20 protein-coding genes and 1 pseudogene are annotated in these 22,628 nt (G+C 69.2%); 5 read left to right on the top strand and 16 right to left on the bottom strand.

From position 1 onward, the window contains the following. Positions 1–43 precede the first annotated feature (43 nt). Positions 44–1,141, bottom strand: a complete 1,098-nt coding sequence (locus tag BM417_RS37880) for an alkaline phosphatase family protein (RefSeq protein ID WP_093604534.1) — start codon at positions 1,139–1,141, stop codon at positions 44–46. Between the two features lie 49 nt (positions 1,142–1,190). Between BM417_RS37880 and BM417_RS37885 the strand changes: the two genes are divergently transcribed. Beyond that, on the top strand, positions 1,191–3,521 hold the full coding sequence (locus tag BM417_RS37885) for a Tex family protein (protein ID WP_245822531.1): 2,331 nt from the start codon (positions 1,191–1,193) through the stop codon (positions 3,519–3,521). 52 nt (positions 3,522–3,573) lie between these two features. Here BM417_RS37885 and BM417_RS37890 read toward each other — a convergent pair whose 3' ends face one another. Then, positions 3,574–4,812 carry an ABC transporter substrate-binding protein gene (locus BM417_RS37890; protein ID WP_143138980.1) on the bottom strand — a complete coding sequence of 413 codons (1,239 nt, stop codon included), beginning with the start codon at positions 4,810–4,812 and terminating at the stop codon, positions 3,574–3,576. A gap of 266 nt (positions 4,813–5,078) precedes the next feature. Between BM417_RS37890 and BM417_RS37895 the strand changes: the two genes are divergently transcribed. Continuing rightward, complete coding sequence (locus tag BM417_RS37895; RefSeq protein WP_093604538.1) at positions 5,079–6,617, top strand: phytoene desaturase family protein; 1,539 nt, start codon at positions 5,079–5,081, stop codon at positions 6,615–6,617. Here the strand turns inward: BM417_RS37895 and BM417_RS37900 are convergent. The 8 genes and pseudogenes from BM417_RS37900 to BM417_RS37935 form a co-directional block, all read right to left on the bottom strand. Further along, on the bottom strand, positions 6,611–7,477 hold the full coding sequence (locus BM417_RS37900; protein ID WP_093604540.1) for an ABC transporter ATP-binding protein: 867 nt from the start codon (positions 7,475–7,477) through the stop codon (positions 6,611–6,613). The two genes, BM417_RS37895 and BM417_RS37900, sit on opposite strands and share 7 nt — an antisense overlap. Positions 7,478–7,502: 25 nt before the next feature. Continuing rightward, positions 7,503–7,880: a GntR family transcriptional regulator gene (locus tag BM417_RS37905; protein WP_093604911.1), complete on the bottom strand. Its 378-nt coding sequence runs from the start codon at positions 7,878–7,880 to the stop codon at positions 7,503–7,505. A 43-nt stretch (positions 7,881–7,923) separates the two neighbouring features. Then, on the bottom strand, positions 7,924–8,889 hold the full coding sequence (locus BM417_RS37910) for an ABC transporter permease subunit (protein WP_093604542.1): 966 nt from the start codon (positions 8,887–8,889) through the stop codon (positions 7,924–7,926). A 224-nt stretch (positions 8,890–9,113) separates the two neighbouring features. Further along, positions 9,114–9,620, bottom strand: a pseudogene (locus BM417_RS37915) (ATP-binding cassette domain-containing protein); the annotation flags it as partial. 57 nt (positions 9,621–9,677) lie between these two features. Beyond that, positions 9,678–11,009, bottom strand: a complete 1,332-nt coding sequence (locus tag BM417_RS37920; protein WP_177320831.1) for a DUF4041 domain-containing protein — start codon at positions 11,007–11,009, stop codon at positions 9,678–9,680. 94 nt (positions 11,010–11,103) lie between these two features. Beyond that, positions 11,104–11,733 (bottom strand): DUF4041 domain-containing protein, encoded by a 630-nt coding sequence (locus BM417_RS37925; protein WP_177320832.1) that lies wholly within the window; start codon positions 11,731–11,733, stop codon positions 11,104–11,106. Positions 11,734–11,808: 75 nt separating this feature from the next. Beyond that, complete coding sequence (locus BM417_RS37930; protein WP_093604550.1) at positions 11,809–12,567, bottom strand: LLM class flavin-dependent oxidoreductase; 759 nt, start codon at positions 12,565–12,567, stop codon at positions 11,809–11,811. Between the two features lie 32 nt (positions 12,568–12,599). After that, on the bottom strand, positions 12,600–13,070 hold the full coding sequence (locus BM417_RS37935; protein WP_093604552.1) for a hypothetical protein: 471 nt from the start codon (positions 13,068–13,070) through the stop codon (positions 12,600–12,602). Between the two features lie 146 nt (positions 13,071–13,216). Between BM417_RS37935 and BM417_RS37940 the strand changes: the two genes are divergently transcribed. Next, positions 13,217–13,768, top strand: coding sequence for an NlpC/P60 family protein (locus tag BM417_RS37940; protein ID WP_093604554.1), 552 nt, complete (start codon positions 13,217–13,219; stop codon positions 13,766–13,768). Here the strand turns inward: BM417_RS37940 and BM417_RS37945 are convergent. The 6 genes from BM417_RS37945 to BM417_RS48220 all read right to left on the bottom strand — a co-directional run bounded on the left by BM417_RS37945 (position 13,758) and on the right by BM417_RS48220 (position 20,413). Next, positions 13,758–16,598 carry an AfsR/SARP family transcriptional regulator gene (locus BM417_RS37945; RefSeq protein WP_177320833.1) on the bottom strand — a complete coding sequence of 947 codons (2,841 nt, stop codon included), beginning with the start codon at positions 16,596–16,598 and terminating at the stop codon, positions 13,758–13,760. The genes BM417_RS37940 and BM417_RS37945 overlap by 11 nt on opposite strands. Positions 16,599–16,790: 192 nt before the next feature. Next, positions 16,791–17,285 (bottom strand): G/U mismatch-specific DNA glycosylase, encoded by a 495-nt coding sequence (gene mug / locus BM417_RS37950; RefSeq protein ID WP_218164694.1) that lies wholly within the window; start codon positions 17,283–17,285, stop codon positions 16,791–16,793. 9 nt (positions 17,286–17,294) lie between these two features. Continuing rightward, positions 17,295–17,615, bottom strand: a complete 321-nt coding sequence (locus tag BM417_RS37955; RefSeq protein ID WP_093604558.1) for a sunset domain-containing protein — start codon at positions 17,613–17,615, stop codon at positions 17,295–17,297. A 10-nt stretch (positions 17,616–17,625) separates the two neighbouring features. After that, on the bottom strand, positions 17,626–18,081 hold the full coding sequence (locus BM417_RS37960; protein ID WP_093604560.1) for a hypothetical protein: 456 nt from the start codon (positions 18,079–18,081) through the stop codon (positions 17,626–17,628). Positions 18,082–18,155: 74 nt separating this feature from the next. Beyond that, a complete protein-coding gene (locus tag BM417_RS37965; RefSeq protein WP_093604915.1) occupies positions 18,156–19,808 on the bottom strand; it encodes a bifunctional metallophosphatase/5'-nucleotidase in 1,653 nt (550 codons plus the stop codon). A gap of 89 nt (positions 19,809–19,897) precedes the next feature. Then, positions 19,898–20,413 carry a hypothetical protein gene (locus BM417_RS48220; protein ID WP_177320834.1) on the bottom strand — a complete coding sequence of 172 codons (516 nt, stop codon included), beginning with the start codon at positions 20,411–20,413 and terminating at the stop codon, positions 19,898–19,900. A gap of 109 nt (positions 20,414–20,522) precedes the next feature. Between BM417_RS48220 and BM417_RS37975 the strand changes: the two genes are divergently transcribed. Next, positions 20,523–21,248, top strand: coding sequence for a response regulator transcription factor (locus tag BM417_RS37975; protein ID WP_281251398.1), 726 nt, complete (start codon positions 20,523–20,525; stop codon positions 21,246–21,248). Continuing rightward, a complete protein-coding gene (locus tag BM417_RS37980) occupies positions 21,226–22,620 on the top strand; it encodes a sensor histidine kinase (RefSeq protein ID WP_093604566.1) in 1,395 nt (464 codons plus the stop codon). The genes BM417_RS37975 and BM417_RS37980 overlap by 23 nt, the downstream gene beginning before the upstream one ends. Positions 22,621–22,628: the final 8 nt, after the last annotated feature.

The raw sequence follows: 22,628 nt of genomic DNA on the forward strand, positions 1-22,628 counted from the left end.
TCCGGTGATCCTAAAGCGAGGTAACGGAAAGGCCGATTTCGGTCTACACTGAAGGTACTGCGTGGACCAGCAGCGGGATGGCCAGCTCCGCACGGGTGCGCGAGCCGTGGAACCCGGTCAGGCCGCTCAGCACCGGTTCCGCCTGGCTGCGCACCAGCACGTCCGCGCCCTTCATCGCCACCACGACGTCCCCGATGCGGTCGACCGCCAGCGGGCTGACCGGGCCGAACCACCCGGCGTCCACGGCGTCCTCACGGGTCAGCACGTCCGCGCGGTCGCCGAGGAACTCCCGCCACACGGACAGCACCTCGTCGGTCTCGGTGTACAGGTAACGCACCCGAGGCTCACCGGCGATCACCCGGACTCCCTGCCACAGCAGCGGTTCGGTGTCGAAGTCGATCCGCTCGCCCGCGGTGACCATGCCGTGGTCCGCCGTCACGACGAGCAACGAGTCCGGGGGCATCCGCGCGCCGATGCGCGCGGCCAGCGCGTCCACGAACTCCAGCTGGAGCAACCACTCCTCGGAGCCTGGCCCGTAGATGTGCCCGATCGTGTCGAGATCGGCGTGGTAGGCGTAGCAGAACGACCGGTCCTGCCGCACCGCCGCCACCGCCCCCAGCGCGAGGTCGCCGAACCCCGCCGCGCCGCGGAACCACGAGCCGCGCAGCACCGCCCGCGTGAGGCCGGAGGAGCGCTGGGCGAGCGGCGCGACCGTGCTGGCGGCGACCCCGGCCGCCGCCGCGCGTTCGAACAGCGTCGGGTGCGGCTGCACGACCTCGGGCACGAGCGTCTTGCGCAGGTCGTGGGCGCGTTCGCCGGCCCGCGTCCAGGTCAGCGAGTCGAGCACCTCGTCCCCGACGGCGAACGTGTAGCCGACGACCCCGTGCTCGCCGGACTGGAGCCCGGTGCCGATCGAGGCGAGGCTCGTGGCCGTCGAGGACGGGAAACCGGCGTCGATCGAACGGTCGGGCAGCGAGGACAGGAACGGCGCGTGGGAGGCGTGGGCCCGCAGCAGCTCGTGGCCCAGGCCGTCGACGAGCAGCAGGACGACACGCCGGGCGGCCGGCAGCCCGAGCGTGTTGTCGGCACCCGGTACGTCCAGGCCCGACAGCAGTGAGGGGACGACCTCGGCGATGGTCATGAAGGACACCGTGCCACGTCGGATCGGGCAGCGGGCAGAATGGCGCGCTGTGACAACGCTCATCCACCAGAAGATCGCTGACGAGCTCGGAGTGGCCGCAGGCCAGGTCGGCTCTGCTGTCGAACTGCTCGACGGTGGCGCGACCGTCCCGTTCGTCGCCCGCTACCGCAAAGAGGCGACCGGCGGTCTCGACGACACCCAGTTGCGCACACTCGAGGAACGGCTCGGCTACCTGCGCGAACTGGAGGAGCGCCGGGCGGCCGTCCTCAACTCCATCCGCGAACAGGGCAAGCTGAACGAGGCCCTGGAAGCGCAGATCCTCGCCGCCGAGTCCAAGGCGCGGCTGGAGGACCTCTACCTGCCGTACAAGCAGAAGCGCCGCACGAAGGCCCAGATCGCGAAGGAGGCCGGTCTCGAACCGCTGGCCGACGCACTTCTGGGTGATCCTGGCCTGAACCCGCAGGAGGAAGCCGCGAAGTTCGTCGACCCGGCGAAGGAGGTCGCGGACACCGCGGCAGCCCTGCAGGGCGCGCGGGCCATCCTGGTCGAGCGGTTCGGCGAGGACGGCGACCTGATCGGCGACCTGCGCGAGCAGATGTGGACGCGCGGCCGGGTCGTCTCCAAGGTCCGCGAGGGCAAGGAGACCGACGGCGCCAAGTTCTCCGACTACTTCGAGTTCGACGAGCCGTTCTCCAAGCTGCCGTCGCACCGCATCCTGGCGCTGTTCCGCGGCGAGAAGGAGGAGGTCCTCGACCTCGTCCTGGAGCCGGAGGAGCCGCGTGAGGAGGGTCCGTCGACGTTCGAGGTGCGCATCGCCGCTCGCTTCGGCATCGACGACCAGGGCCGTCCCGGCGACAAGTGGCTCACCGACACGGTGCGCTGGGCGTGGCGGACGCGGATCCTCGTGCACCTGGGCATCGACCTGCGCGGACGCCTGCGTTCGTTCGCGGAGGACGAGGCCGTGAAGGTGTTCGCCTCGAACCTGCGCGACCTGCTGCTGGCCGCCCCGGCCGGCACGCGCGCCACGATGGGCCTCGACCCCGGCTACCGCACGGGCGTGAAGGTCGCGATCGTCGACGCCACCGGCAAGGTCGTCGCGCACGGCGTCATCCAGCCGCACGTGCCCGCGAACCGCTGGGACGAGTCGATCGCGAAGCTCGCGGCGTGGTCCAAGCAGCACAACGTCGACCTGATCGCGATCGGCAACGGCACGGCCTCGCGCGAGACCGACAAGCTGGCCGCCGACCTGATCAAGCGCCACCCCGACCTGGGCCTCACCAAGATCGTGGTGTCGGAGGCGGGCGCGTCGGTGTACTCGGCGTCGGCCTACGCGTCGTCCGAGCTGCCCGGCCTGGACGTGTCGATCCGCGGCGCGGTGTCGATCGCGCGGCGCCTGCAGGACCCGCTGGCCGAGCTGGTGAAGATCGACCCGAAGTCGATCGGTGTCGGCCAGTACCAGCACGACCTGGCCGAGTCGAAGCTGTCGCGCTCGCTGGACGCGGTGGTCGAGGACTGCGTGAACGCGGTCGGCGTCGACCTGAACACCGCCTCGGTGCCGCTGCTGAGCCGCGTCTCCGGCATCACCGCCGGTCTCGCGGAGAACATCGTGCTGCACCGCGACGCCAACGGTCCGTTCAAGTCCCGCAAGTCCCTGAAGGACGTGGCGCGGCTCGGCCCGAAGGCGTTCGAGCAGTGCGCGGGCTTCCTCAAGATCCGCGGTGGCGACGAGCCGCTCGACGCCTCCTCGGTGCACCCCGAGGCGTACCCGGTGGTGCGGCGGATCCAGGAGGCCGCGGGTGCCGAGCTGATCGGCAACACCGCGGTGCTGACGAAGGTGCGGCCCGAGCAGTTCGTGGACGAGCAGTTCGGTCTGCCGACCGTCACGGACATCCTTCGCGAGCTCGAGAAGCCAGGCCGCGACCCGCGTCCGGCGTTCAAGACAGCGACCTTCGCGGACGGCGTCGAGAAGATCGCCGACCTCAAGCCCGGCATGGTGCTGGAGGGCGTCGTGACGAACGTGGCCGCGTTCGGCGCGTTCGTGGACATCGGCGTGCACCAGGACGGTCTCGTGCACATCTCGGCCCTGTCCAACACCTACGTGAAGGACCCGCGCGACGTCGTGAAGTCCGGTGACGTGGTGCGGGTGAAGGTGCTGGAGGTCGACGAGGCCCGCAAGCGGATCGGCCTGACGCTGCGCCTGACCGACGAGCCGGGCAAGCCCGCTCCGAAGCAGCAGGGCGGTGGCGGCGGTGGCCGTGACCGTCGTCCGCAGCAGCAGCAACGCGGTGGGCAGCAGCGTGGCGGCCAGCAGCGCACCACGCAGGCGCCCGCGAGCGGGTCGATGGCGGACGCGCTCCGCAAGGCCGGCTTCGGCAAGTAGAACGACGAAGAAGGGCCCCTCCCGCCGGGAGGGGCCCTTTCTCATGTGGTCGTTACTTGGCGCGGGTGCCCTTCGCCTTCACGAGCTCGGACTCGAACAGCTCCTCCACGGTCGTGAGACCGCCGGGCACCTTCGAGTCGACCTTGGTGATGTAGGACTGCGTGGCCGAAGGCCGCCCGACGAGCGAGTAGTGCAGCGCGCCTGTCAGGCCCTGGGTGTCGAGGCCGTTGGTGTCGTGGAACGCCTTCAGCACGCCGTCCCGCGAGAGGTCGCCCTCCTGGCAGGCCTTCTCCACGACGGAGAGGAACACCTTCGCGACGGTGTAGCCGTGGTCGACGTAGATCGCCGGCTTGTCGTTCGGGTAGTACTTGTTGAACTCCGCCGCCACCTCGCGCGGGCCCGCCTGGGTGCCGGTGAACGGCGCCACCGACGTCACGACGGACACCTGCTTCTCCACGGCCGGGCCGACCGGGGAGTCGAGGATGGCGGTGTCGAAGCCGACCACGTTGACCATGAACGGCACCTCCCACTTGAGCGCCGCGGCCACGCCGACGGCGGCGGCGGTCTGGGCGGGGGTGGTGCTCAGCACGACGGCCTTCGCGCCCGCGGCCTTCAGCGCGCCGATCTGCTGCGCGAGGTCGGCCGTGGTCTCGCCGATCGGCTGCTCGGCGATCTTCATGTTCCACTGCGTCCCGACGAACCGGCTGCCCTCGACGGCGTTGTCGCCGTAGCTGCCCCGGACGTAGACGTGGCCGACGGTGTCGCCCTCGTTGATGACGCCGCGACGCTTGTAGTGATCAAGTCCGTTGATGACGTCGAGGTCGTACGTGGTGCCCACGATCATCATGTGGGGGTTGCCGAGCAATGACGCGGCCCACGACGCGGGGGCGGTCAGCGTGCGGGTCTGCATGATGTCGGGCTCGATCGCGGCGGTCATCGGCGTGCCCGCGAGCTCCAGCAGACCGAGCACCTGCGGCTCCAGGTCGAAGTACGCGTCGAGTGCCTTCTGCACGTCGTACGCGTGGTCCTTCTGCTTGAGCTCGATCTTGCGCCCGCAGATGCCTCCGCGGTCGTTGACCTGCTTCACGTACAGGTCATAGCCCTTCATGCGGGTCAACGCGGAGGCTTTGAACGGACCTGTCATGTCCGTGAGGATGCCGAGCGAGATCGTGTCGTCGGTAACGCCCGGCCCGGTCTTCACCTGGACCTTCTCGTCTGACTTGGCGCCACAACCGGCCGCGAGGACGGCGAGCGCCAAGGCGGCGGTGGGCAGTACACGGCGGAGGGGCATGCAGCAGTCCTTGTCCAAATGATCTCGGCATACTAAGCGGTAGCTCAGTATTGATTTCGTCGTCACATAATGCCTCTCTATGTGATACGTAACACAGATACGTAAGGTTCATGTGACTACCGCTCGACTACGGAGTGTGCTAGCTCTTCGGTGCCGAACGAAATGAGATACGGCGTTCCCGGCCGAATTTCACACCTCCGTACGGACGCATCCGAACGCGTGAAGATCTGGAATCGTGGCCCGGACACGGTCAACAGGAGGCGTGCGTGAACGAGGTCGACGCGGTCGTCATCGGGTCCGGGCCGAACGGGCTGGTGGCCGCGACGTTGCTCGCGGACGCGGGCTGGGACGTCCTCGTGCTGGAGCAGCGCGACAGGCCCGGCGGGGCCGTGACGTCGGCCGAGCTCACCGCGCCGGGCTTCTCCAACGACGTCTTCAGCGCGTTCTACCCGCTCGGCCTGGGCTCGCCGGTGCTCGGTGCGCTGAACCTCGACGTGCGGTGGCAGCACGCTCCGGCCGTACTAGCGCACGTTCTGCCGGATGACCGAGTGGCTCTGCTCTCGCGAGATGTCGCGGAAACGGCCAAATCCGTCGGTACTTTTGCCCACTCGGACGCCGAACGCTGGCAAACGGAGTACTCGAGATGGCTCCAGGTGCGCGATGCGGTACTTCACTCTCTGTTGCAACCGTTTCCACCGGTGCGCGGTGGTCTTTCACTGCTGCTTTCGGCGGGGGCCGGCGACGCCCTGCGGCTGGCCCGCCTGCTGACGTTGCCGGTGCGCCGGCTGGGCGAGGAGCTGTTCGAGGGCGAGGGCGCCCGCGTGTTACTGGCGGGTAACACGATGCACACGGACCTCGGCCCGGATCAGGCGGGCGGCGCCGGCTTCGGCTGGTTGCTGGCGATGCTCGCGCAGGAGGTCGGCAACCCGGTTCCCCGTGGCGGCGCGGGCGAGCTGACGGCGTCGCTGGTGCGGCGGTTCGGTGGCCGCATCGAGACGAACGCCCAGGTGACGGGCGTGCTGCACGCGCGCGGTGTCGCCGTTGGGGTGCGTCTGGCCGATGGCTCGGTCGTGCGCGCACGCCGTGCGGTCCTGGCCGACGTGCCCGCGCCGTCGCTCTACCTGGACCTGATCGGTGCCGACGCGCTGCCGTCGAAGCTCGCCGAGGACCTGTCGCGGTTCCAGTGGGACAGCGACACGATCAAGGTCGACTGGGGGCTGTCCGGCCCGATCCCGTGGACCAACCCCGAGGCGGCGCGGGCGGGCACGATCCATCTCGGCGGCGACGTCAACGGCCTGGCCGGTGTGGCCCACGAGCTGGCGTGCGGCAAGGTGCCGCGCACTCCGTTCCTGGTCATGGGCCAGATGACGACGACCGACCCGTCACGCTCCCCCGCCGGCACCGAGGCCGCCTGGGCGTACACGCACGTGCCGCTGGGCGGGAACTGGACGCCGGACCGGCTGAAGCGCCGCGCCGACCGCATCGAGGTGATGATCGAGGAACGCGCGCCCGGCTTCCGGTCCCGCATCCTCGGGCGCTCGGTGCTCGGGCCGGCCGAGATCGGCTCGGTCAACGGCGGCACCGGCGCCATCCACCAGCAGCTGGTCTTCCGGCCAGTGCCGGGGCTCGGCCGCGCGGACACCCCGTTCGACCGGCTCTACCTAGCGGGTTCCTCGGCGTGGCCCGGCGGAGGCGTGCACGGCGCGGCGGGGGCGAACGCGGCACGGGCGGCGCTGGCCCGCTGGGGTGCGGCCGGCGGTCTCTACCGGACGTTGATCCAGGGCCTGCACAAAGCCATCTACTGAGCACGGACGAGCTTGCGGGTGCGTGACGCCCGCAGATACCCCATGACCAGCGCCTCCAGGTCGGGGTGCGTGGCCTGGAAGCCCTCGGGCACGCCGCCGCCACGCACCAGCGCCGTCGTCTGCCGGGACGTGTGCGAGGAGTCGACCACGACACCGTCCGTCTCCAGGTCCAGCCCGGCGGGCCCGACGACGACCCGGTGCTCGTCCAGGATCCCGTCGATGTCGCCCGCCACCTGCACGCGGCCCTCGTCGAGCAGCAGCAGGTGGTCGCAGACGTCGCCGAGGTCGGTGAGCAGGTGTGACGACAACAGCACCGTCGTGCCGCGTTCGGCGACGTCGGTCATGACGATCCGCAACGTCTCGTCGCGCGCCAACGGGTCGAGGTCGGACAACGGTTCGTCCAGCAGCAGCACCTTCGGCAGCCGGCCGAGCGCGAACGCGATCGCGACCTGCGTGCGCGCGCCGGCGGACAAGGTGCGCACCTTCGCGTCCTTGTCCACGCCCGCAAGGAGATCCAGCACCTCGTCTGCCCTGGCGGACGACCAGCGGTCGTTCATCGCCGCGCCCGCCCGCATCATCTCGCGGACGGTGAACTGGTCGTAGAGCGGCCTTTTCTGGGTCAGCAGCGACACGTCGGGGTGCATCCGGCCGTGCACCGCGGTGCCGTGCACGGTGATCTCACCGCTGGTGGGCTTCGCGAGCCCGGCGATCAACGACAGCAACGTGCTCTTGCCCGCGCCGTTCGGCCCGACCAGCCCGGTCACGCTGCCCTCGGGCAACGAGAACGAGCAGCCGTCGAGCGCTCTGGTGCGCCCGAAGTGCTTCGCGACGTTCTCCGCCTGCACAGGACTGGCGTTCATCGTGCTCCCAAGTCCACAGTGGACATCAGTAGTGCGTGCCCCGCACGTCGGTGTAGATCGCGTCGACCTCGTCGGCCGACAGCCCGTCGTCCACGGCGCGGTCCATCCACCGCTCCAGGTCCTGCCGCAGCGGCGCGTCCGCCTTCGCCGCGTCGGTGGCGAGCGAGGCCGTGACGAACGTGCCCATGCCCCGGCGGCCTTCCACGAGACCCTCGTGTTCGAGCTCGCGGTACGCCTTCAGCACGGTGTTGGGGTTGACCCTGGTGGCCTCGACCACCTCGCGTGCCGTCGGCAGCTTGTCGCCGGGTCCGAGCAGCCCCATCCTCATGGCCTGCTTGACCTGAGCGGCGATCTGGAGATAGGTGGACACCCCGGAGTGCCGATCGATGCGAAACTCGATCACGCCGCTCAGCATAGGTGTCCACCCGTCCCGCGATCGCCGTCCGTCACACCTGCCTGCGCACGGCCCACACCGAGCCCAGCACGAACAGCACCGCGAGCCCCGCGAAGATCGACGCCTCCAGCAGGTGCAGCGTCGTCACTTGGTCGACGGGGATGACGTCGGAGTACCGCTGCGCGAGGCCGTTCTCCCGGTAGCAGGCCGCGAAGTCCACCGCTCCCTGCGCGTCCCCCTTGCCCGCGCAGTTCATCATCGGTGTCGGATCCGCCACCACCGCGCCCTTGGCGTCCAGGAAGCCCGACTCCACCACCAGCGGGCCGCGTTCGACCGTGCGGGCGTCCAGGTCGTCGGAGAGCACCCTGGTCGGCGTGATCAGATGCTCGCGCACCCCGGTGAGCACCGCCCGTACCGCGACGAACAGCCCGAGCGTCAGCGTCATCGCCACGAGCGTCCGTTTGAACACCGCGCCCGCGAACATGCCGAGCGTGTAGGCGAAGAGCGTGTACGCGACCGGCGAGACCCCTTGAGCCTCGAACGTCGTGAAGTAGAACGGCCCCGTGCTCAGCGGTCCGAGCTGACCGGCCGCGTCCAGCCAGCTGTGCACGACCAGCTGGTAGACGAGCACCACGACCAACGCGGGCAGCGCGGCGACGACGAACTTGGTCGCCATCCAGCGCGTCCTGCTGACCGACTGCGTGAACGCCAGGGCGTGCGTGCCCTGCTCGAACTCCCGCGCGAACAGCGGCGCGCCCACGAAAACGCCGATCAGCACGGGCGCCGCGAGCACCGTCGCCTCAGCGAGGTGCAGCCGGTCGAACCACGTGGTCTGGAAGTCGTTCGCGGCAGGGCCACACGCTTCGAGCCCTTTGCCCACGCAGTCGAGGAGGTTGCCTGCGGTGAGGTCGGCGACCATTACGGCGCGCAACAACAGGATCGCCGCCACCGCCACGACCAGCCCGGCGACGAGCGTGATGAACACGGGCCGCTGCTGACGCCACACGATCCAGGTCATGCCGCGACCTCCATCCGCATGTAGGCGAGCGCGAGCTGACTGAGCGTCCGGTGCTCCGCGTGGGCCTGAAGCAGCGCGCTGACGTCGCCCGCGAGCCGGACGCGTCCGTCGGCCAGCAGCACGAGGTGATCGCACACGTCTTCCAGCTCCGCCAGCACGTGCGACGACAACAGCACCGTGATTTTTTGCGTCCGGCACTCCTCCACCAGCGTCTGCAGGACGTTCTCGCGCGCCAGCGGATCGAGGTCGGCGAGCGGCTCGTCCAGCATCAGGAGTTTCGGCCGCTTCCCGAGCGCCAGCGCGAGCGCGACCCGCGTCCGCTGCCCGCCGGACAACGTGCCGACCTTGGCCGCGAACGGCACCTGCGCCTTCTCGACCAGCTCCTCGGCGTACGCCTGATCCCACCCCGGATTGGCGTTGCGCCCGTACTTCAGCGTCTCGGTGACCGTGAACTGCGGGTACAACGGCTTGGCCTGCGTCAGGAACGCCACCGCCCCATGCATCCCGCGCCCGTTCGGCGCGTCCCCGAACACCGAGATCCGGCCCGTCGTCGGGCGCAGCAGTCCGGTGATCATGCCCATCAGCGTGCTCTTGCCGGCCCCGTTCGGCCCGACGAGCGCGACGATCCGGCCCGCCGGGATCTCCAGCGTGCAGCCACGCAACGCCCAGCCCCGCGAGTACTTCTTCCCCAGGTCCTCCGCCAGGACCGGCGGGTGCTCCCTCTGTCCCATGCGGACCACCGTAGCACCCTTTCACTAGTTACCTAGTGAAAGGGTGCTGAAGTGGTTTCAGCTGGTCAGGCTCTGCCGGTACTCCGCTGCCTCGGGTTCGAGGACGTACTCGAGCATCTGGCCGGAGTGCGTCTTCAGCAGCTCGCGCACGTCCTCGGGAGTGGCGTAGAAGAACTCCCGGCGCATGTTGACCCGGTTGACCCGGCGATCGGACAACGCCTGGTGCAGCTTGGTCTCCAACGAGACCGCGTCCGCCGAGTAGTGCAGGATGTGGGTGTCGTAGCGGAACGGCACCGACGCGTCACCGAGTTCGAGCACGCGCTCCTCGGGATGCAGTCGCCGGGTCATGCCGATCTTGACCATCTTCGGCCCGAACGCGCCCAGGTTGCTGATCACGTAGACGTACCCGGCACGGATGTTGGCCTCGCGTTGGTGCACGCCCTCGATACCGGACACGACCTTGTCCAGTTCAGACTGGAGCTCCTCGGCGGCGGCGACATCCCCCTTGGCCAGCAACGCCCTGCGGACGTTCTCCAGGTGCTTGCGCTCCTTCTCAAGCTTCTCCAGCTCGCGGCGGAACTCCGCCTGCGCCTTGGCCTCCTCGCGCAACCGCTCGCGCTCGGAGCGTTCATTCTCCTTCTCCTCCTGCTTCTTCTGCAGGTAGTCCGCCGTGAGTTCGAGCTCGCGCATGCGCAGTGCCTCATAGCGGTCGTTGATCTGGATGCTGAGCATCTTGCCCAGCTTCTCGATCGCCTCGGCCGCGCGGAGCAGCCGCTTCTTCGCCGCGTCGACGGAACCCGCCTTCATCACCCGCAGGCTGTTCTCCGCCTCGGCGTTGTACGAGCGCAGCATCAGCTTGCACCAGTCGGCGACCATCTTGGCGCCTTCCCGGCTCGACTTGTTGAAGGTGAAGTTGGTGCTGCCGGTAACCGCGGTCTTGTCTCTGATCATCTGCTTCATGGCGTCCTGCACGCGGTCGAGTTCGCGCTTGTACGCCTCGGCGTTCTCCAGCGGGTGGTGGTAGCGGAACACGCCGGCGTCCTGGAACAGCAGCTCGTCGCTGAACGGCACCAACATCGCCTGCGCGGACGCCAGTTCGGCGCGCTGCTGGGCCAGGCCCTGCTCGAAACCCTGCCTCTGCAACGCCAGCGCTTCGTCCTGTGCCCGGCGTTCGGCGGCCAGCGCGTTCTGATGCGCCTGTCTCTCTCCGGCGTGCGTCTGCTGTAGGCCGGCGAGCTCTGCGCGCATGCGGTCGATCTCCTGGCGCACCTGCAGGTAGTCGAGACCACCGATCTGCTGCAGGTACCCGTTCAACTGGTTGACCTGTGCCTGGAGTCCGCCCGCGGCGTGTTCAAGCGAAACGATCTTCTTCTGCTTGCTGCCGAACATCGGTGGACTCCCTCGGGCGACGACGTGTATCGGCGTCATCGCGAGGCGCGCCGCGACCGTTAGACCAATCGGGCAAACCCACCCGAACGGACCATCACGAGGCGATTCGGCGGGTGCGGCGGCTTTCCGCCTTGCGCTGGAGGTGGTCGGCGGTCAGTTCGAGCTCGTACGTGCGCAAGGCCTGGTAACGCGGCGAGACGCGGAGCGCGAACGTCCCGCTGAGACGTTCGATCGCCGACGCCGAGCGATCGAGCCGCCTTCTCGCCGCGTCCAGGCCACCGGCTCGCAGCATGCGCAGGCAGTTCTCTGCCTCGCAGTTGTACGAGCGGAGCATCAGCGCGGACCAGTCCTCGACGAGCCTGCGTCCGGTCGCGTCCGATCCGTTGTAGGTGACCTGCCCGCCACCTTCGATCGCCGCACCGGTCTTGATCAGGGTCTTCATCTCGTCGTGGATGAGGTCGAGCTGCGCCTGGTGGTCCGCGACGGCGTCGGCGCGGAACACACCTGCCCGCTGGAAGGTCAGTTCTTCCTTCAGCGGCTGGAGTTCGGCGCGCGCGTTCTTGATCCGGTGCCGCAGCGCTACTAGTTCGGCACCGGCTCGGTCGACCTCGTCGAGCACGTCGGTCTGCGCTGACCGGGCGTCACCGATTCGGGCGAGGAGTTCCTGCAGGCCCTCCACGGCCCGCTGCAGCTCTGCGATCCGGCGGTTCTTGCGCCCGAGCATGCTTACCTCCCCGAACAGCGACGAAAGGCCCATGACCGTTCCATCGCAAGGAGGAATCCGCCGTTATCTACGACGCTATGCACTCACACCATCGAGTGATCCCACGAAACGAACGAACCCTTCGGGGTCCTCGCTCGTGGCGGACTGCTGCAAGATCACGCTGGTAGCGCCCGCTTCGGCCACCTGCGCGACCAGGTCCGTGACGAACGCGCGGTCACGCGAGTCCGTCTCGACGTAGACGACCAGCGGGTGCTCGCGGGTCGCCCTGATGGCCCGGACCCGGTCCAGATCCGCCGACGCGTCGAGGATCGTGCCGTCGCCGACCCCACCCGCCAGGTCCAGTGTCTTCAGGCCCAGCCCGCCCACGTAGATCGGCATCGGCGCGGCCGGCGGCCAGTCCAGCGCGACGCCGGTCAGCTTGACGTACCGGCCGTCCACGGTGACCCGTTCGCCCGCCAGCAACGCCTTCAACGCGCCGGTGTACTCGCGCAGCAGCGTCAACGGCGACGACACCCGCGCGCCGACCTGACCCATCCAGTCCTGCACGCCGTGCCCGACGCCGATCGTGACGCGTCCCGGGAACAACCGGTCGAGCGTCGCGGCCTCCATCGCGGCGATCGCGACGTTGCGCAACGGGACCGGCAGCAGGCCGACGCCGACCTTCAACCGGGAGGTCCAGGCCAGGGCGGCGGAAGCGCAGGCGATGCCGCTCTCCAGGAAGCAGTCCTCCCACAGCCACAACGAGTCCACACCGGACTCCTCCGCGGCGAGGACGACGGAACGCAGGTTCTCGGGCGGGAGCTGAGGCCGGTAGACGGCGCCGAGTGTGGTCACCCCGCAAACCTACTACCGGCCCTGCCCCTAGTTCAGCAACCGCAGTTGTAGTACGTGACGTCCCAGTGGTTCGACTCGAGGTAGTAGATGTTGCCCGCGTTCGACTTCCACTTGTTGCCGCCGATGGACGAGAAGCTGCCCTTGATGTAGTTCGTGACACAGCTGGTCAGGCGGTAGTCCACCTTGTAGCCGTTCCAGTGCGAGTACGTGCCCGACGCGTGGCCGGTCTCCGTGCCGCCGGTGATGGTCAGCGCACAGCCCGACGCGCTCTTGAACGTCTTGGCACCCGCGATGGTCGTCTGGTTGATCTGCTCGAACGACGTGCAGTTCGGACGGTTGCGATCACTGCAACCGCCGCTCGACGTCCAGGTGATGCCGGCCGCGCGCAGCTGCGCGGCCGCCTGCGCGTGGGTGTACTTGGCCGGGGCCGCCGACGCGACGGACGCGCCCATGATCAGAGCGGCGAACATCGCGATCACGGCTGCGATCGTGCGAACGAACATGTGCTCTCTCCTTAAGCCCAAAGCAAGGTGCCGCGAAGCTAGGAAGGAGCGGTAAAGAGTCGCCTAAATCAGTCTTAGGCCGATCTTTGGCGCCACCGTGGACAGTTCCGGTCATCACCGACAGCAAGTCGATCGGAGCTACAACAATGCGCATTCGCCACGCCGTCGCGGCGACCGCGATCTCGCTGGGGCTGCTGGGTGGCCTGAGCGGCATCGCCCAGGCCGCGCCGGAGGGTCCTGCCGAGCAGGAGACCGCCATCTCGCAGGTCGAGGCGGCGGCCGGATACGGCGGCTCGATCTCCCGCACCGAGGTCATCAAGCGGGCCAAGGACTGGTGGGACCGCAAGGTTCCGTACAGCCAGTCCGCCTACGCCTGGGACATCAACAAGGGCAAGAAGTACCGCACGGACTGCTCGGGCTTCGTGTCCATGACGTGGAAGCTGACGACCAGCCGCAACACGTCCACTTTGGACGAGGTCGCCACCAAGATCTCGTGGGCGAACCTCAAGCCGGGCGACATGATCCTGCGCAACGGCCACGTGAAGCTGTTCGAGAAGTGGGCGAACACCGCGAAGACGTCCGCGTGGATCTACGAAGAGGGCAGCACCGCCACCGACATGGACCACGAGACCGTGACGATCTCGTCGCTCAAGAGCGGTGGCTACGCCCCGTGGAAGTACAAGAAGATCACCGGCTGAGGCGGACGGTCGCGAGGCCCCACTGAGCAGGCCACTGGCGCACCTCCCCCATCTCTCGGGTGCCCAGTCGCGTGAAGAGCTCTGCGGCCTCGTCCCAGGAGCGGTCCGCGCCTTCGACGTCCCCCAGACAGGCGTGGACCGCTCCCAGGTCCCGGAGCGTCCTGGCCCGCCACAACGGCAGGCTCAGGTCGTTCCACACCGGCAGCAGGTCCGTCAGCACCACCCGCGCGCCGGAGTGGTCGCCCGCCGCGAGCCGCCACTCCCCCAGCGTGCGGCGGACGAGCGCCTCGCCGAACCGGTCGCCGACGTCGCGGCAGCCGTCCAGCGCCTGCCGCAGCAGTCCTTCCGCGGGGTCGAGCAAACCCCTGCGCAGCAACACCTTCGCCCACGCCTGGGCGGTGTAGCAGCCGAGCAGCTCGTCGCCGGTGCCGGCGACCATCTCGTGGGCGCGCCGGATGTGGTCCTCAGCGAGGTCCAGCTCACCGCGAGCGCGGTGGACGAGCCCGATCCCGCGGGCCGCCAGCGCCTCGCCCCTGCGGCTGCGCGCCTTCCGGTAGAGGGACTCGGCGAGGCGAAGAGTGTCGAACGAACCCTCGTCGTCGCCGAGTTCTCGTTTGATGGAGCCGATTCCGTACAGCGCGTGCGCTTCGCCTTCGAGGTCCTGGGACTCCATCAGCTCACGGGCTCGGCCGAGCGCCTCCAGCGCACACGGGTACTGGCCGAGATCGCGGCACACCATGCCGATGCCGTTCATCGCCACGGCCTCGCCGCGCCGGTCGCCCATGTCCACGAACAACGTCTGCGCGGTGTCGAACCACGACCGCGCCTCGACCAGGTTGTCGCGCTTGTAGTGCATCTGCCCGAGGCTGCACCGCAGCACCGCCTCCAGGCGCAGGTCTCCGGTCCTCCACACGGCCTCCAGCGCCGCCGTGTGTGTTCGTTCCCAGGCCTCGTAACGGTTCCTGAGCCCGAACCAAGCGAACACCAGCACCTCGGCCAGCTGCGACGCGATCTCCGCGAGGCCGAGCTCCGCCGCGCGTTCCACGAGCCTGGTCAGCAACGGCTCCTCGCGTGCGAACCAGGCGTCCTTGTCGGTCGGGCGCGCCGCCGTCGCGACGATGCCCAGCGAGTCCTGCATGCGCGGCACGGCGAGGAAGAGCTGCTCGGTCAGTCCATCCACAGTGGACAGAGCGGCGACCACGGCCCTTCTGACGACGTCCTCGCGTTCCTGCTGCTGGTCCTCGGCCTCGGCGAGCTCGCGGGCGTGCAGCCGCACCAGCTCGTGCATCCGGTACCGCGCGCTGCCGATGACGTCGAGCAGCCGCGCGTCCACGAGCTGGTCGAGCACGTCCTCGTCCAGCAGGTGCACCCACAGGAAGCTCGGCACCTCGGGCAGCCCGAGGAACCCGAAGATCCGGTACGCGCGGCGGACGTTCTCGTCGAGCGCCCGGTAGGTCAGCTCCAGGCCGGCCCGCACCGCGAGGTCGTCCGCGACGAGCTCGTCGAGCCTGCTGCGTTCGTCGGAGAGCCTTCTGACCAGCTTCGACACCGGCCAGTGCGCGCGACCGGCCAGCCGCGCGCCGGTGATCCGCACCGCGAGCGGCAGGTACCCGCACAGCCGCGCGACCTCCTGCGCCTGGTCGGGTTCGGCGGAGACCCGGTCGTCGCCGAGGATGCGCTGGAGCAGGGTGACGGCCTCGTCGCTGCTCAGCACGTCCAACGGGATGCGGCGCACGCCTTCGAGCCCGCACAACCGGCTGCGGCTCGTGATCAGCGTCAGGCAGCCGGGGCTGCCCGGTAACAGCGGCCTGACCTGCGAGACGCTCGTGACGCCGTCCAGCACGATCGCCACGCGCCGCCCGCCGACCGTGGCCCGCCACAACGCCGCGCGTTCCTCGGCGGACTCCGGAATCCGCTCGCTCGGCACGTCCATCGCGCGCAGCAACGCGTCGAGCGCCCCGGACGGCGAGTGCAGGTCCACGAACAGCTGCCCGTCCGGATACCGGTCGGCCAGCCGATGCGCCGCATGCACCGCGAGCGCCGACTTGCCGACCCCGGCCGGCCCCTCGATCCACCAGACGCCGCCGTCGCTGTCGAGGAGCCTGCTCAGCTCCCGGTCACGCCCGGTGAAGTCGCCCGCGTCGCGCGGCAGGTAGTTGCGGCGGCTGTCCCGCGAGCCCTCCAGCACGTCCCGGTAGAGCTGCTGGAGCTGCTCGCCTGGCTCGACGCCGAGCTCGTCGACGAGCACCTTGCGCGTCTCCCGGAACACCCGCATGGCGTCCGCGCGGCGCCCGGCCCTGGCGAGCGCCGTCATGAGCTGCCCGCGCAGCCGTTCGGCCAGCGGGTACTCGGCGACGAACGCCCCGAGCCGGTCGATGAGCTCGGCGTGCCGCCCCAGCGCCAGCTCGGCGTCGACCCACGCCTCGGCGGCCGCGAGCCGTTGCACGTCGAGCGTCTGCGCGAACACCACCGGCGTGCCGCGCCAGAGCTGCAACGCCTCGTTGAGGACCTCGGCCTTGGCCTTGAGGTCGGCCTCGTCGCCCGCCCTGGCCACGAGCCGCCGGAACGCGTGCAGGTCGACGCTCTCGGGGTCGGCGTTGAGCACGTAGCCCGCCGCCCGGTGCTCGACCGGCAGCCCGGAGCGGCGCAGGCTGGAGATGTGCACCTGAAGCGACTTGCGCGCCTGCGGCGGCGGCTCCTCGCCCCAGATGAGGTCGATGAGCCGTTCGACGGGCACGATCTTGCCGCACTCGACCGCCAGGACGGCTAAGATCTGCGCGGGTTTCGGCGGCACTGACGGCTCGACCGGCCCGAGAATCCTGATCTCCACTGCGCCCCCACCAGTGTTGAACATTCACCAAGTTCTGCACGGCATTGCCAAATTTTGACGCATTCCGGTGCGCGGGGGTTCCACTTCAGAGTGAATGCACTCGAACGGACGCAGATCTGGATGCAACCAGACCAGAGCCCACTCCGTCCAGCCCACTTTCAGTGGGCATGAATGTGAACTTCTGTTCTGTTTCTAGAGGCTGGCTTTGAGCCGCCCGAACTCCTCCGCCAACGCCGGCAACTGCCAGTGCGCGTTCAGCCCACTCGGATTCGGCAGGACCCACACCCGAGCACCGCCCACGGTGTCCTGCTGCGCCCCGACCTGCGCCTTCTTGCGGCCGAAGGCTGCACGATAGACCGTCACGCCGAGCACCGCGAGAACCTTCGGTGAATACCGCTCAACCTTTTCAGCGAGCTCGATCCCACCTCGACACATTTCGTCAATTGTTAATTCGTCAGCTTTGGCACTGGGCCGCGCGACGACGTTCGTGATGCCCAGACCGAGGTCCAGCAGCTTCTCCTGCTCGGCGGGCGCGAACTGAGACGGCGTGAAACCGGACAAATGAAGAGCAGGCCAGAACCGGTTTCCAGGCCGCGCGAAGTGGTGCCCGGTCGCCTCCGACACGAGGCCGGGGTTGATGCCGCAGAAGAGCACGTCGAGCCCGGGCTTGATCACGTCGGCAATCACGCGCCGAGCTTACGAGGTGACAGCGGGCACGCGCGGGCGTGGCGTCCACATCGTGTAGCCGGCTCGGCGGGCGTCCTCCGGCGAGTGGAAGAACGCGTCGCCCTTCATGCGCTTGTAGTAGGGCGATTCGGGGGTGTGGAACATCATCGTGCGCGAGTTCGCCTTGATCGCGGGCGCGACGGCGGCGGGCTCCTCCATGATCGACAGAGGCGCGACGTCCGGAGAAGCGGCGGCGGACTCGCGGGAGCGCATCGTGAGCCAGGTCAGCACCACGCCGGCGAGGAAGGCGCCCGCGCACAGCAGGAACATCTGGAAGAAGAACCCGAACACCGAACAGCTCCTAGCCCGTAGTCGTGAAGTCCTCGTCGACGCGCAGTCCGGGGGCGGCCGAGCGCAGGGCGTCGCTCAGGGAGCCCGCGCGCTCCGGGTCCGCGACGCGTGCCGACGCGGTCAGGTGTCCGACGCGCACGACACCGGTGAAGTCGGTGACGCCCCGATCCAGCACGGCCCCGAGCAGGGCGGCGGCCTGAGCCGGGGAGACAGGCAGGCGTTCGCCGGCGTTGGGCGTGATCGCGTCGGTGATCCGGTGAGCGGTCAGCGCGCGCACGGCGTCCACGACCTCCTGGCGTTCCTCGGCGGACGCGGCGGTGCCCGCCAGCACGATCTCCGACGACCGCACCGCGAGCACCAGGTGGCCGAAGGACAGGGCCGGGGCGGGGTGCGCGGCGAGGCCCACCGCGGCGAGCAACGCCGGCACGACGAGAGCACCGACGAAGACGCGTAGCGGCAACTGCACGGGCCTGGCCTATCTCATTCGGCCGACCGGGTGCCACCACCTGGAGCGGAACACCCAGGACACCGCATCCGAATTCACTCGTTCGTGGAGACCACGACAGGCTCGCCGGACGCCACCAGGCGCCAGTCCGTGCCCGCGAAGCCGGCGGGATCGAGCACGCCCGCGGCCTTCACCCAGTCGATCAGCAGCTGCCGGATCTCCTGCTGCTGGTTGTGCAGCACGGGCGCGGAGGCGATGTGCGGGAAGTCGCCGCCGCCCGCCTGCCTGTAGTTGTTCACGGCCACGGCGAACTCGAACGAGTCCGAGACCGGCTGACCGTCGAAGGACAGCCGCACGATCCGGGACCCGACCGGCTGTGCGATGTCGACGTCGTAGGTCAGCGGCGCGGTCAGCCCGTAGGCGATGTCGAAGTTGTAGTCCGGCACGTCGGCGGACAGTTCGGCGGCCGAGAACGGGCCAGGACCGGACACCTGGAGGAAGTACCGCGCCGACTCCTCCAGGAAGTCGCGCAGCTGCGCGCCGGTCATCCGCACGCCCACCAGCGTGTTGTCGAAGATGTAGAGCCCGGCGACGTCCCGCAGCGACACCTCCCCCGCCGGAATCGCGGCGGCCCGGTTGAACGGCGCGCACAACGACAGCACGGGCAGCGACGTGGACTTCGCGACCTCCAGCGCCTGCACGTGGTTGATGAACCGCAACGCGGGCGTGTCCTCGAACCGCGACCGCGCGGCCGACATCGCCGAGGCGCAGGTGCCGACCCGTCCGTTGACGTACGACACGACCCGCTCGTGGTCGTGCCGCAGCAGCCGCAGGATCCGCGGGTCCTCCGCCACCGTGGCCGACGACAGCACGGACGACCGCGAGGCCACAAGCTCCCAGCGCCCGTCGTAGCGCAGGTCGAACTCCATCACCGAAAGCCGCTTGCCCGAGTACAACGGCTCGGTCAGCAGCACCGGCCGCCCGGTCACCTTGTTGGTCACGAACCGCGACGGGATCTCCACGTGCGCGTGCCCGACCAGCACCGCGTCGATCCCCGGCACCGTCTCCGCCAGCAGCTCGGAACAGTTCTCCGGGAACGGCACCTGGTCGCCCAGCGACGACGACAGATCGGCCCCGGAGTGCGCCACCACGATCACCAGGTCGGACTTGTGCCGGACCTCCGGCACCCAGTGCAGCGCCTGCTCCACCAGACCGGGGAACGTCAGCACGCCGTCGACGTGGACGCGGTCCCACACCGCGATGCCGGGGTTCGTCAGCCCGAGGATCCCGACCCGCAACGGCGCCCCGCCCGTCAGCCACACCGTCTTCACCACGTACGGCTGGAACGCGGGCAGGCCCGTGGCCACGTCGAGCGCGTTGGCCGCCAGCAGCGGGAACTCCAGCTGCCGCTCGAAGGTCCGCAGCACCGGCAGCCCGTAGTTGAACTCGTGGTTGCCCAACGCGGCGGCGGTGTAGCCGATGGCGTTCATCGCGGCGGCCATCGGGTGGACGTGCGCGCCGCGCGTGATCGGCTCGACCTTCGCGTAGTAGTAGGCGAGCGGTGTGCCCTGGATGGTGTCACCGGCGTCGAGCAGCAACGTCCGTTGGCGTCCCACGGCGGCACGCACGTCGTTCACGAGAGTCGAGATCTTCGCGAGCCCGACGTCGTTGTGCGCGAAGTCGTCGAACTCGCGGTTGAGGTAGTAGTCCCAGTTGAAGAGATTGCCGTGCAGGTCTGTCGACCCCATCACAGTCAGTGTGAACGTGCGCACGCCGCTCACCTCCGGTTGTGGTCGGGCTGATCACCCGACCATAACCGCTCACACTTGACCCCAAATCACCTCGAAGGAGGGGTCTGCCCGTTCTGCTGGCCGCGCTGACCAGGTTCGGCCACGCTGGACGCGACGGACTTGCCGTCCTCTGTGGTGGCGATCACTGTCACCGTGTCGCCTTTCTCGACACCTTCGGCCACTGTGTCGGCGTCGATCACGTACGTCTTCGTGTAGCCGTCGGTGGATTTCACCTCGATGGACGAGTCGCTGAGCGCGGTGACCTCACCGGACTGGAACTCGCCGTGCGTCGCCGTGCCGAACCCGAGACCGCCGCGCATGCCGCCGCCACCGTCCGGCGGCGCTCCGCCCATGCCACCGGGGCCCATGCCTCCGGCTCCGGTCTGCTGGTTCGTGCCGCTGGCGGCGTAGATCGCGACGCCACCGGCACCGGCGATCGCGACGGCGATGGCCACGGCCGCCACCGTCTTCTTCGCGGTCCACGCCGGGCGCCCAGAAGACTGCGCCGCGGGCTCTGCTGCGGGCTGGGGTGCGCCCCACTCCGGGGGCTGTTGTTCGGTCATGACAGCCACCGTGGCGGCGCCGGCTGTGCCGAACCTGTGCCTGACGTAGGCACGACCTGTGCGCCTCGCTCACAGCTGGTACACAGGATCGGCATTCACGATGGGAGCCATGCGCGCGATGAAGACCGAACTCCGCAGGCCGGACGGGCAGCCGGTCCGGGTGCTCGTCGTCGACGACGAGTCCACTCTGGCCGAGCTGATGTCGATGGCGCTGCGCATGGAGAAGTGGGACGTGCGCACGGCGCTCGACGGGACGACGGCGGTGCGGACCGCACGTGAGTTCCGCCCGGACGTGGTCGTGCTCGACGTGATGCTGCCGGACTTCGACGGCTTCGAGGTGCTGCGCCGGATGCGCGCCGAGGCACCGATCCTGCCGGTGCTGTTCCTGACCGCGAAGGACGCGGTGGAGGACCGCATCGCCGGACTCACCGCGGGCGGCGACGACTACGTCACCAAGCCGTTCTCGCTGGAGGAGGTCGTGCTGCGGCTGCGCGCACTGCTGCGGCGCACCGGCGTGACCGACGCGGACGCGGGCACCCGGCTGATCGTCGGCGACCTGTCGCTGAACGAGGAGACGCGCGAGGTCGAACGCGCCGGCGCCTCGATCGACCTGACGGCGACGGAGTTCGAGCTGCTGCGCTACCTGATGCGCAACCCGAAGCGCGTGCTGAGCAAGGCCCAGATCCTGGACCGCGTGTGGAGCTACGACTTCGGCGGACAGGCCAACATCGTCGAGCTCTACATCTCCTACCTGCGCAAGAAGATCGACGCCGGGCGCTCCCCGATGATCCACACGATGCGAGGCGCCGGTTATGTCCTCAAGCCTGCGACCTAGAACGCTGCGGGCGAAGCTGGTCTCGGGCCAGATCGTCCTGCTCACCGCGCTGTGCCTGGTGATCGGCGGAGTCTCCGTGCTCGCGCTGCACGCGTTCCTGATGAGCAACCTGGACCGCGAGGTCACGACCATGCGGCCGCCGCCACCCGGTTCGCTGTACGGCCCTCCCGGCATCAACGCGATCATCAGGGGGGACGGCAAGATCCTCGGCACGATCGAACTGCCGGGCTGGCAGGAGCCGCGCATGCTCACCGACGACGAGATCAAGGTTCTGGCGACCGCCCCGTCGGGCCTGCACACGGTCGACCTCGGTGAGGCCGGCGAGTTCCGCGTGGTCACCGACCAGCGCGGCATCAGGGGGATGTCCCTGCAGAACGTCACGGACGTCGTGTGGCAGATGGTCTGGATCCTCGCCGGGCTCATCGTCGCGGGAGCGGCGGCGGTCGCCCTGGCGGGCAGGGTGATCGTGCGGCGCGCCCTCGTGCCGCTCGACCGGGTCGCCGACACCGCGACCCGCGTCTCCGAGCTCCCGTTGCACGAGGGCGAGGTCGCGCTCGCCGAACGCGTGCCCGAGGAGGACACCGATCCGGCCACGGAGGTCGGCAAGGTCGGCCTCGCGCTGAACAAGCTGCTCGGCCACGTCGGCGAAGCGCTGAAAGCCAGGCACGACAGCGAGACCAGGGTCCGGCAGTTCGTCGCCGATGCCTCGCACGAGCTCAGAACACCCCTCGCCGCCATCCGCGGCTACGCCGAGCTGACCAGAAGGACCAGTGCGGACCTGCCTCCCGAGGTCACCCACGCGATGGGCCGGGTGGAGTCCGAGGCGGTGCGGATGACGTCACTGGTCGAGGACCTTCTGCTGCTCGCCCGCCTCGACGCGGGCAGGCCGTTGGAGAGCAAGGACGTCGACCTGTCGAGGCTGGTGCTGGACGTGGTCGGCGACGCCCGGATCGCGGGCCCCGACCACCGCTGGAAGCTCGCGCTGCCCGAGCAGCCCGTCACAGTTCCCGGTGACGTGCAACGACTGCACCAGGTCATCGGCAACCTGCTGTCCAACGCCCGCGCGCACACCCCGCCGGGCACCACGGTCACGACCGGCCTGTCCGTCCACAACGGACAGGTCGACCTGACCGTCACCGACGACGGCCCGGGCATCCCCGAAGGCCTGGAGGTCTTCGAACGGTTCGCGCGCGGCGACTCCTCACGCTCGCGGGCCGCGGGAAGCACCGGCCTGGGGCTGTCGATCGTGTCGGCCGTGGTCGGCGCGCACGACGGCGATGTGTCCGTGACGAGCAAGCCGGGGCACACGACTTTCAAAGTCTCCCTGCGCACAGGTCGTTCACAGCGGGAGCACACGACCGACCCAGGCTAGGCCGCGAC

It is taken from the genome of Lentzea waywayandensis (assembly GCF_900115955.1).
In the GTDB taxonomy this organism is placed as follows: domain Bacteria; phylum Actinomycetota; class Actinomycetes; order Mycobacteriales; family Pseudonocardiaceae; genus Lentzea; species Lentzea waywayandensis.

Excerpts from the sequence above, each read along its gene's own strand:
- BM417_RS37880 (WP_093604534.1), bottom strand. The coding sequence starts at position 1,141 with ATGACCATCGCCGAGGTCGTCCCCTCACTGCTGTCGGGCCTGGACGTA.
- BM417_RS37890 (WP_143138980.1), bottom strand. The coding sequence starts at position 4,812 with ATGCCCCTCCGCCGTGTACTGCCCACCGCCGCCTTGGCGCTCGCCGTC.
- BM417_RS37900 (WP_093604540.1), bottom strand. The coding sequence starts at position 7,477 with ATGAACGCCAGTCCTGTGCAGGCGGAGAACGTCGCGAAGCACTTCGGG.
- BM417_RS37910 (WP_093604542.1), bottom strand. The coding sequence starts at position 8,889 with ATGACCTGGATCGTGTGGCGTCAGCAGCGGCCCGTGTTCATCACGCTC.
- BM417_RS37920 (WP_177320831.1), bottom strand. The coding sequence starts at position 11,009 with ATGTTCGGCAGCAAGCAGAAGAAGATCGTTTCGCTTGAACACGCCGCG.
- BM417_RS37925 (WP_177320832.1), bottom strand. The coding sequence starts at position 11,733 with ATGCTCGGGCGCAAGAACCGCCGGATCGCAGAGCTGCAGCGGGCCGTG.
- BM417_RS37935 (WP_093604552.1), bottom strand. The coding sequence starts at position 13,070 with ATGTTCGTTCGCACGATCGCAGCCGTGATCGCGATGTTCGCCGCTCTG.
- BM417_RS37940 (WP_093604554.1), top strand. The coding sequence starts at position 13,217 with ATGCGCATTCGCCACGCCGTCGCGGCGACCGCGATCTCGCTGGGGCTG.
- BM417_RS37965 (WP_093604915.1), bottom strand. The coding sequence starts at position 19,808 with ATGGGGTCGACAGACCTGCACGGCAATCTCTTCAACTGGGACTACTAC.
- BM417_RS48220 (WP_177320834.1), bottom strand. The coding sequence starts at position 20,413 with ATGACCGAACAACAGCCCCCGGAGTGGGGCGCACCCCAGCCCGCAGCA.
- BM417_RS37975 (WP_281251398.1), top strand. The coding sequence starts at position 20,523 with ATGCGCGCGATGAAGACCGAACTCCGCAGGCCGGACGGGCAGCCGGTC.
- BM417_RS37980 (WP_093604566.1), top strand. The coding sequence starts at position 21,226 with ATGTCCTCAAGCCTGCGACCTAGAACGCTGCGGGCGAAGCTGGTCTCG.